The 9,260-nt window shown below is 37.6% G+C and carries 9 protein-coding genes; 5 read left to right on the top strand and 4 right to left on the bottom strand.

The window, feature by feature from the left end; translation table 11 throughout:
* Positions 1-35: 35 nt before the first annotated feature.
* Together GJV76_RS14545 and GJV76_RS14540 are read right to left on the bottom strand one after the other, a co-directional pair.
* Positions 36-431 (bottom strand): GNAT family N-acetyltransferase, encoded by a 396-nt coding sequence (locus GJV76_RS14545; RefSeq protein WP_155093321.1) that lies wholly within the window; start codon positions 429-431, stop codon positions 36-38.
* 198 nt (positions 432-629) lie between these two features.
* On the bottom strand, positions 630-1,523 hold the full coding sequence (locus GJV76_RS14540; protein WP_155093320.1) for a DMT family transporter: 894 nt from the start codon (positions 1,521-1,523) through the stop codon (positions 630-632).
* 93 nt (positions 1,524-1,616) lie between these two features.
* Between GJV76_RS14540 and GJV76_RS14535 the strand changes: the two genes are divergently transcribed.
* Entirely contained in the window at positions 1,617-3,044 is a 1,428-nt protein-coding gene (locus GJV76_RS14535; protein ID WP_155093319.1) for an aminotransferase-like domain-containing protein, read from the top strand.
* A 58-nt stretch (positions 3,045-3,102) separates the two neighbouring features.
* Here GJV76_RS14535 and GJV76_RS14530 read toward each other — a convergent pair whose 3' ends face one another.
* Positions 3,103-3,954, bottom strand: coding sequence for an aminoglycoside 6-adenylyltransferase (locus GJV76_RS14530; RefSeq protein ID WP_155093318.1), 852 nt, complete (start codon positions 3,952-3,954; stop codon positions 3,103-3,105).
* Between the two features lie 394 nt (positions 3,955-4,348).
* On the opposite strand from GJV76_RS14530, the gene GJV76_RS14525 reads away from it, so the two are divergent.
* From GJV76_RS14525 to GJV76_RS14510, 4 genes are all read left to right on the top strand, one after another.
* Positions 4,349-5,908 carry an NAD(P)/FAD-dependent oxidoreductase gene (locus tag GJV76_RS14525; RefSeq protein WP_155093317.1) on the top strand — a complete coding sequence of 520 codons (1,560 nt, stop codon included), beginning with the start codon at positions 4,349-4,351 and terminating at the stop codon, positions 5,906-5,908.
* A gap of 138 nt (positions 5,909-6,046) precedes the next feature.
* The gene (locus GJV76_RS14520) at positions 6,047-7,090 is read left to right on the top strand and encodes a hypothetical protein (protein ID WP_155093316.1); all 1,044 of its coding nucleotides are present in this window, start codon (positions 6,047-6,049) and stop codon (positions 7,088-7,090) included.
* A 288-nt stretch (positions 7,091-7,378) separates the two neighbouring features.
* Positions 7,379-8,098 carry a toxin-antitoxin system YwqK family antitoxin gene (locus GJV76_RS14515; RefSeq protein ID WP_155093315.1) on the top strand — a complete coding sequence of 240 codons (720 nt, stop codon included), beginning with the start codon at positions 7,379-7,381 and terminating at the stop codon, positions 8,096-8,098.
* Positions 8,099-8,629: 531 nt separating this feature from the next.
* Positions 8,630-8,935, top strand: coding sequence for a HipA family kinase (locus GJV76_RS14510; protein WP_155093314.1), 306 nt, complete (start codon positions 8,630-8,632; stop codon positions 8,933-8,935).
* 56 nt (positions 8,936-8,991) lie between these two features.
* Here the strand turns inward: GJV76_RS14510 and GJV76_RS14505 are convergent.
* Positions 8,992-9,260, bottom strand: a 269-nt coding sequence (locus GJV76_RS14505) for a hypothetical protein (RefSeq protein WP_230381574.1), incomplete at its 5' end; no start/stop codon positions are given.

Below are 9,260 nucleotides of genomic sequence, written 5' to 3'. Positions count from 1 at the left end.
ATCAAAATAGACTAATAGCTTAAGTCGAACTCACGTTAAGTTATAAGATTGGTGTTTTCTCCTACGGTATCCATTCGGATGTAGGCTTTGTCATTTGCCGAAGCATAGTCTTTGGCCCAATTTACGATGTGTTGTACTAACTGCCTACCTCTGAAATTGGGATGAGTCGCAATTCGGTGGATATAAACAGCAGGATCGCTATTTTTCTCTTGCCATATTTGAGGATCGCTAAAAGTCGTTGCCCAAATACAAGCTATTTGCCCATCTATCACAAGTTTCCATTGTCTGTTTTGCTTAATTTCACTTTCGATGAGGCTGTCTTTAAAAATAGGCCAATGTACAGTATATCGCTCTTTCTGAAAGTTAGTAGCCAGTTCGTATAACTTGAAGATCTCCTCTTTGTCATTTAGATTGCTATTTTGTATCATCATTTTATTGTGGTTTGGTTTGAAAGCTAAAAATAAGGTAAAGCTTTCTCAATTAAAGTTTCCACTGTGATTGATCCAGAGTATCTATAGAGTTTATACGACAAGAGCATATTGCATTGACAATTCGTCCATTGACACTGAAGCAACTGTGTGGTATGCTTGTGTGATAGCGAATGCCTAATCTGAGCTCATTGTTTTGAGTTAACCAAACTTTTTACTCCCAGCTACACATAGAATAACACCTAATGTTACTAAGATCATACTGGAGCTTACGTGTTCGTTCAGAAGATAAGCAGCTAAAGCTAATCCGAAGAAAGGCTGTAACAACTGCAATTGACCTACAGAAGCGATTCCTCCCTGTGCCAACCCTTTATACCAAAAGATAAAACCTACAAACATGCTAAATACTCCTAAATAAGCAACTCCTATCCAGGCATCTATGCTGATGAACTCTGGCGTGGCAGGTGCTGTAATAAACATAATTGGCAGTGAGATAGGTAGTGAAAGCACCACAGCCCATGAAATTACTTGCCATCCACCAAGGGATTTGGATAATTTAGCTCCTTCAGCGTAGCTAAGACCACACAGTAGAATAGCGATAATCATGAGTATGTTTCCAAGGGGCGAACTTGTTCCTCCTTGCAGAACTGCAAAGCCAATGACTAACAGACTACCCAATATGGAGAATAACCAAAAGATGCCTTTGGGCTTTTCTCCTCCTCTAATTACTGCAAAAACCGCTGTACACATAGGTAAGATCCCTAAGTAAACCAGAGAATGCGCTGAGGTGATATACTGTAGTGCTAAAGCCGATAGTAAGGGGAAGCCAATCACCCCGCCGATTGCTACAATACCCAAGGGAAGAAGTTGTGCTTTAGTTGGCTTTATTTCTTTGAAAATCAAAAGACAGATCAGAGCTAAAACACCAGCAATACCCGCACGGGAAGCCGTTACAAATAGCGGGTCCATTTCTATGACAGCTACCTTTGTTGCGGGCATAGACCCACTAAATAAGAATACTCCTATGAATCCATTGATCCACCCGTTAGTTGAATTTGAAGAAGGCGTAATATCTATTACTGTTGTCGTTTTCATTTCTATGTTTTATTTACCAGACAAAAATCCGTTGAATCTTTAATAAGTACAGTATCAATTTTGTAAATTTACACGGGTACAGTTAAGATAGTTATGGAACACAGTTATATTTATGTCACGATTGCTGATGCGATTGCCAGTCAGATTCGAAGTAGTGTATTACAAGAAGGAGATCGTTTACCTTCTATTCGCGCACTTTGTAGTGAGTACAAAATTAGCATGAATACAGCCAAGCGAATTTATCAAGAGTTAGAAGCAAATGCCTTAATCGAAGTAAAGCCTCAATCAGGCTATTTTGTGAGTAATTTGTTTTATGCAGAAGTCCCTATACCTGAGGTTAGCAAGCCTGTACTGTTAGCCAATAATAAGGAACCTAAGGAAATTATCCGAAAAGTTTACTCTAATATGGGAAACAGAGATTTTACGCTATTTTCGTATAGTACTTTATACGACGGTTTTTTACCTTCTTCTAAGATGAAAAAGGAAATAGTAGCAGCCTCGCGTTTACTTGTTGATGGGGGAATAGAATATGATTCTGTACAGGGCAATTTGCACTTGAGAAGAATGATCGCACATAGAGCAATGACTTGGGGAGGTACGTTGAAGGAAGAAGATATCATTACCACTAATGGCAGTATGAGTGCGATTTCGCTGTGTATGTTAGCTTTGGGAAAACCAGGGGATACTATAGCAATTGAAAGTCCGTGTTATCCAGGTATATTCCAATTAGCCATTGACTTAGGCTTCAAAGTATTAGAACTTCCAACTGATCCAATCACGGGAATAAAGGTAGAGGCATTAGAAGAAGCAGTTGAGTATATCGACTTGTGTTTACTGATTTCTAATTACAATACGCCATTGGGAAGCTGTATGCCAGAGGAAAATAAAAGGGCAATTGTAGCCCTATTGGACAAACACAATATTCCTCTGATTGAAGATGATGTGTATGGGGATCTTTATTTTGGCAATCATCGCCCCAATTGCTGTAAAGCTTTTGACAAGACAGGTAATGTGCTTTGGTGTAGTTCTGTATCAAAGACTTTAGCTCCTGGTTATCGTGTAGGATGGGTCTGTCCTGGAAAATACAAGGATAAGATTCTCCATCAAAAATTAGTTCACGCGATATCTACGCCGGGGCTAATGCAAGAGGCAGTCGCCAGCTTTATGAAATCCGGCAACTACGATAAGCATTTGAGAAAACTAAGACAAAACTTGTATAGTAACTACCAAAAATACCTCAATACAATCATCACAAGTTTTCCCATTGGTACTAAAGTAAACCGACCACAAGGAGGCTTATCACTTTGGATTGAGTTTGACCAAAGAGTGCAAGCAATGAAACTTTATGACTTAGCTATTGCTGAAAAGATAAGTATTGCACCAGGACGCATGTTTACGGTTCAAGAGCAATTCGAAAACTGTATTCGCCTGTGTATAGGCTTGCCGTGGTCTACTGAAGTAGAAGACAAACTTGTGAGAATTGGTGAGTTGAGCAAGCAACTTTTACAGGAATCAAGATAGAAGGCACCTAAAAACGAGAGGTGCTCATTCTTATCGATATCAGGAGCTAATTGAGCTACTATTGGGGATTTTCTTGAATATACTTGATGTATTTTAAGACTTGATTAGCCTCTGATGTATTGACTTCCAATTCCAATTGTTTTCCCAAATAAAGTTGCAACTCATAGAAATAAGTCGTCATAACGGTCAGTGCATCCCAAGTGCGTTGCACATTAGCATTGCTATATGTGCGTAGGACGCGATTGTAATCTTCAGCACTGAGATATTGTTTGATAAACTTTCCCGATTTTCCAATGGATACTTCAAAATTGTGTTCACAGCCAATTTTCCAAGAAAGCAATTCTGTAAACATGGGGCGGACGACAGTTTCCATCATATCTTTAGCGTAGAGTCTTTCTTCTCTTGCCAAGCCTTTTGCAACATTAGTTGTGCACCACCAAAATTCATTACACACTTCTGTAAAAGCTCTTTGAGTTGGTCGATTTACGTGGTAGTCACGGTCTGACGGCTGAGGTATATCATCAAACAAATGGTCTTTATCTAACCACACTACAGATAGACTATCTCGCTTGTATTTGGCCAGTTCTCCTATGGGAAATAAAGTCAAGTCTATTCTGCTGTAGTCTTCGAAGATCATAAGGTAAGTGTACGAAATAGGAGTGTTGCCAATCTCGTTGCCTAATTCCATATCGTCAGGACGTTGTTCTATAATTGGTTCGCCAAAGGCTTGGTGAATGACTTCTTCTATCTTTACAGTTTCAATATCTGTGACAAAGTACACAATATCGTAGTCTTGATATTTATCTGGTTTAACTAAAGAATTAGCTCTCGACCCGTTGAGAATTACTGCTCGGATTCGATCGTCTTTTTCAGCTGTTTTTACAATTGTAGTTTGGTAGTTTACGTGCATAAGGTGTTGTTTGAATGTTAGAACAATATAATAAAATTAACCAAACCTATCCTTAGATATGGTTTATTGTATAGGAAATTATACGAAAATATTTTAATAGTATAACTTTTGAAAAGCGACTCTCTCTTTGGTGATTTGTGTAGTGGATTACAAGGTGTCGATCTCAATGATTCTCTTATTCTACAAATACAAGAGTTGTCCATAGGACTTAATCGATATCGAACAGGTTAATTAGAGATAGTCTATAATGTGTTTAAAATTAGTTTTTTACAAGTGTAAGGTGTACTTTGGATGAGCATGTTAAAAAAAATAAGCTACGACTATAAAATAGTAAAAAAAGTAAGCGTTTTTAGTTTATTTTTGCGCCTTTAATTTTTATTTGCTTTATAACAAAATGCCACAAGAATTACAGTTACAAGTTCTTCCAGAAGTAGCAGCAAAAGCTGATCTATTGACACAGTACGTTGCGAACCACGTGAAGTGTTCTCCTAAGGATATTAAGCATATTACTATCCTAAAGCGATCTATCGATGCCAGACAGCGCACCGTGAAGATCAATTTAAAAGTTGCTGTTTTCTATGCAGATGATGATGTTGTACACAGAAAAATTGATTTCCCTGAGTATAAGAACGTAAGAGATGCCGAGCGAGTAATTGTTGTCGGAGCAGGTCCTGCAGGGTACTTTGCTGCTTTGCAATTAATCGAATTAGGAGTAAAGCCAATCGTATTAGAAAGAGGAAAAGATGTAAGAGGTCGTCGTCGTGATTTGAAGGCAATTAACAGAGATCACATTGTGAACCCTGATTCTAACTACTGTTTTGGAGAAGGAGGAGCAGGTACCTATTCTGATGGTAAATTATATACGCGTTCTAAAAAACGCGGAGATGTCAACCGCATCTTAGAGTTGTTAGTCGCTTTTGGTGCTACTCAAGATATTTTAGTAGAGGCTCATCCACATATTGGAACTAATAAGTTGCCAAAGATTATGCAGGATATGCGCGAGAAGATCATTGAGTTTGGAGGAGAGGTCTTGTTTGAAACACGCGTAGAAGACTTTGTAATCAAAAGCAGTGCAATCCAAGGAGTTGTTGTAAATGGGGGTGATATTATTGAAGCAAAAAAAGTCATTTTAGCCACAGGGCACTCCGCTCGTGATATATACGAATTATTAGATCGCAAACAGATATTGATAGAGGCAAAACCGTTTGCCTTAGGGGTACGAGCAGAGCATCCCCAATCTCTTATCGACAAGATACAATACTCTTGTGACTACAGAGGTGAATTTTTGCCGCCAGCACCTTATTCTATCGTGAAGCAGGTCAATGGACGCGGAATGTATTCATTCTGTATGTGTCCTGGAGGGGTTATTGCGCCTTGTGCTACTGCACCAGGGGAAGTAGTAACGAATGGATGGTCGCCGTCTAAACGCGATCAGCCAACAGCCAACTCTGGTATCGTAGTAGAGTTGCGCTTAGAAGATTTTAAACCTTTTGAGAAATTTGGTGCCTTGGCGGGTATGGAATTTCAAAAGGCAATTGAACAAAGGGCCTTTTTATTAGCAGGAGAGACACAAGCTGTACCAGCACAGCGCATGGTGGACTTCTCACAGTCTAAAGTATCTGAATCGATCCCTAAGACTTCTTATGTGCCCGGAACGACTTCTGTTGAGTTAGGAGAAGTATTCCCAGGGTTCTTAACCCAAATTATGAGAGAAGGTTTTCAAGAGTTTGGCAAGTCGATGAAAGGGTATTTTACCAACGAAGCTATCCTTCATGCACCAGAGAGTAGAACATCATCACCAGTGCGCATTCCACGCGAAGATTTGACGTTAGAACACCCACAGATTAAAGGATTGTATCCATGTGGAGAAGGAGCAGGTTATGCAGGAGGTATCATCTCTGCAGCAATAGATGGAGAAAAATGCGCCATCATGTGCGTAGAAAGTTTACTGTAGGGGTGAATTGCAATTCGCCCGTTTGCTATTTGAGCGAATTGCAATTCGCCCATAATTTTTTTAAAAAAATAGTCAATATATATAAGCCTAATTACAAGAGTAGTTAGGCTTTTGTGTATCTTTAACTGCAAAAATGATATGATTAAGAAGATAATCTTTGCAGTTCTTTTCTTGATGAGCTTTGTTCTCTCAGCACAAGAAGGTAGTTATAGTACTCAAGTTGAAGAGCGTTTGACCAGTCAAATAAAACCTTATTCATCTAAGGACTTGACTCCTTATTATGACAAGAAATCCCAAAAATGGGGTTATATGCATAGAATCTCAAAAAAGAAATTATCCCAACCTTTTATCGCATTTCCTATATTCTTTTGCCCAGATTTGGACTTACATGTCTATCAGATGACCAGAAATGACTTTGGACTTTATGGAAAGATTAAAGGGAGTTATGCTGGATATGATTCGCGTTTTTTTGATCAAATAGCATTTTTAGAACCCGAAATTGGCGTGTATAATCCTATGGAGTATAGCTATTTAATAGATACTACAATCAAGGGGTTTCGCGTCAATCACTTGGGAGAGCTCACGGGAATTAGTCCTACACTTTACGACGAAGTTTCCAAGAGAGCTAAGGTATTTACTCCCTTCTCGTATCGCGATCAGTTTTATGCAGTCATAGTCAATGGGGATCACGCTGAAAGGAACTATGCTATCATTCATCAAAATGGAGCAGTTGTAGAGGGATTTGCTGATAGCAAAGAATATCCTGATATCTTGCAAAAGTACAGTTCACAGTCAGACTTGTGGGTTGTTGTAGGCGTAGACAAAGAAAGGTATCGCATAAAAGGTTTGTTATCTGGAAAGACTATTAGTGAAGTTGATACGCAAATTATCCATCAGCTTCCCGAATTAGCTTACGGTATTGTCAGTCAAGATGGAGAAAAGGGAATTTGGGATTTTTTGACGATGCAATGGGTGATTACCCCTTCAAAGAAGAATGACTTTATCAGTTTGTACTATAGTTCTTCTGAAGAAGTAGATACATTTGAAAATGTAGAAGTAATCGATGCTGACCTGGTAAAGGAGAATAGGGATAAAGTGTATCTTTATATCCTCAATAGTAAAAATACTTTTTACGACCTAAGTAAGAAAGAATACAAACCCAAAGGAGATCGTTTTTTTTAAAAGGATCCTGTTATTCTTGATAAAAATGACTCTTTATTTTGTGCGTTTGTAGTCTTTAATAAAGGTGCTTATCCAAAAATAAATGATGTGAATTGCCGTTGTACAATTACCAAGAGTATTGTTTTGGTCCCTATTTAAAGCCAATCTTAGCGGAGTAGTATTGTAGAGATAGCTATTTTGACAAAAAGGATTTAAGCTCATGGATTGGCAAATTAAATCAAGTTTAATGCGTCTATTCGCTTTAGTTAAAGAAAAGCAATAGCCTATCAAATTATAGAATTACAAGATATGAAAAGAATTTTGTGCTTATTACTTTTTTCCATTGTATCAATGAATTGTACAAGTCAAGAGAAAGAAGTTAATTTTAAAAACCTTCAAGAAAGAGGAGGAGTGTTTTATGAGGTCAATTCTGATAAAGGATTTACAGGTATCGCAAAGAGTTATTATGGCAATGGCCAATTAGAAGTAGAAGATAGTTATGTGGATGGCGTGCTACATGGAATGACTAAGGGGTATTACGAGAGTGGAATAGTAAAGGCTGAAGCTGTTTATAAGGAAGGGAAATTAGAGGGTATACTGAAAGAATATAGCCAAGAGGGGAAGATTATCTCTGAAACAAGTTATAAAAACGGAAAGATAGAGGGGGTTAAAAAGAGTTATTCTGCAAAAGGACATCTTGTAACGGAAGCAGACTATAAGGATGGGGTACTGCATGGACAGATTAAGGGGTACTACGAGAATGGGCAGTTATCTGGCGAAGCAAGTTATGAGAATGGATTAGAAAATGGGATAGTGAAAGGATATTATGAAGATGGGCAAGTGCAAGTAGAGGCAAATTATGAAAGTGGGGTATTAGATGGCGTGGTTAAGGAGTATGACAAGAACGGACAACTAAAAAAGGAAGCAAACTATGAGCACGGGTTACTTCACGGACTTACCAAAGAGTATGATGACAAGGGAAAACTGATAATAGAAACGGAATACAAGTACGGAGAATTGAAAGGATAGGTCAAACGGTATTAGATATGCGCCATGCCAATCATTTTTCTTCATGTATGATCTATAGTGTATAATCATATACAAGCCTAATTACAAATGTAGTTAGGCTTTTTTTGTGCGGTATATTCAGGCAATTGATCGGTAAGTGATAACAAGGTGGTCGCATAGTGGTCGCATGAATTTGACTGTAAAGTATGCGACCACTATGCGATCACTATGCGACCACAAGCCGACCACCCCCTTTTAGGTNACTATGCGACCACAAGCCGACCACCCCCTTTTAGGTCTGTCTCGTCCTAATATAGCTGTACAGTTATTGTTTATAATCCTGCTTTTAACTGTACAGTGTTTTTAGGGAGGGGCAGGTAGTCTAACAAAAAGGTTTAAATCTTTTTGACCATTGGAGCTTAACTTTTGACAAATGTAGTTGAAGAAAGGAATGTTTAGAATAGAAAATGACACACAAATGAATAGAATATTTTTCCTTGTTGTAAGGACAAGAATTTTAGACTCAAGCTAAAGGATAAAACTGATTTTTTATTGATTGCACTCTTTGATATTTGGGTTGCTAATGAAGATAGAAACCTCAATAATTATAATCTCTTACTAAATACATCTAAAGGCAGTAGTTTTTTCTTTTATACAATTGATCATGAAACTATATTTAATTCGTGCTTTTTAGAAAGAGAACTTGTGGAAATAACAGAAAATGAGTCAATTATAAATACAGAGATTGCCAAGATATTGTTTGCTAAGAACAAGAAAATAAATGAGATAGTAGATGAGTTGATTGGAAATTTTTATCTTTGTACCGGACAATGCGAAGATCAATCAAATAAACATTAGAATGTAAAAAAATAAGTCCCGTTCTAAAAAGTAAGGGACTTATCTTTTTTTTAAAACTAATATACTTCAAAGTAACCATATTGTCTAAAACCTGTCTTACGATTAAAGATAATATATTGGTCTAAGTTGCATGATTTTAGTGATGTCTGCAATTCAGGAAAAATCTGTTCTCCTATTTGCATAAAAATGAATATATCATCAGCAGTTAATTCTGATAATTGATTTGATTCAATAATCGCAACCTGCTTACCTCCCAAAAAAAGTTGATTTGCATTGTTTCTGGAAGTGTATGTCTTCAAACTAATGTAGACTTTTAGGACGTAAG

Source organism: Myroides albus (assembly GCF_009711045.1).
GTDB classification, from domain to species: Bacteria; Bacteroidota; Bacteroidia; order Flavobacteriales; family Flavobacteriaceae; genus Flavobacterium; species Flavobacterium album_A.
This window is presented reverse-complemented; position numbering and strand designations above follow the sequence as displayed.

Bases quoted from the DNA above. Each gene is read 5' to 3' on its own strand.
- GJV76_RS14535 (WP_155093319.1), top strand. From the start codon at position 1,617: ATGGAACACAGTTATATTTATGTCACGATTGCTGATGCGATTGCCAGT.
- GJV76_RS14515 (WP_155093315.1), top strand. From the start codon at position 7,379: ATGAAAAGAATTTTGTGCTTATTACTTTTTTCCATTGTATCAATGAAT.
- GJV76_RS14525 (WP_155093317.1), top strand. From the start codon at position 4,349: ATGCCACAAGAATTACAGTTACAAGTTCTTCCAGAAGTAGCAGCAAAA.
- GJV76_RS14545 (WP_155093321.1), bottom strand. From the start codon at position 431: ATGATGATACAAAATAGCAATCTAAATGACAAAGAGGAGATCTTCAAG.
- GJV76_RS14540 (WP_155093320.1), bottom strand. From the start codon at position 1,523: ATGAAAACGACAACAGTAATAGATATTACGCCTTCTTCAAATTCAACT.
- GJV76_RS14520 (WP_155093316.1), top strand. From the start codon at position 6,047: ATGATTAAGAAGATAATCTTTGCAGTTCTTTTCTTGATGAGCTTTGTT.
- GJV76_RS14530 (WP_155093318.1), bottom strand. From the start codon at position 3,954: ATGCACGTAAACTACCAAACTACAATTGTAAAAACAGCTGAAAAAGAC.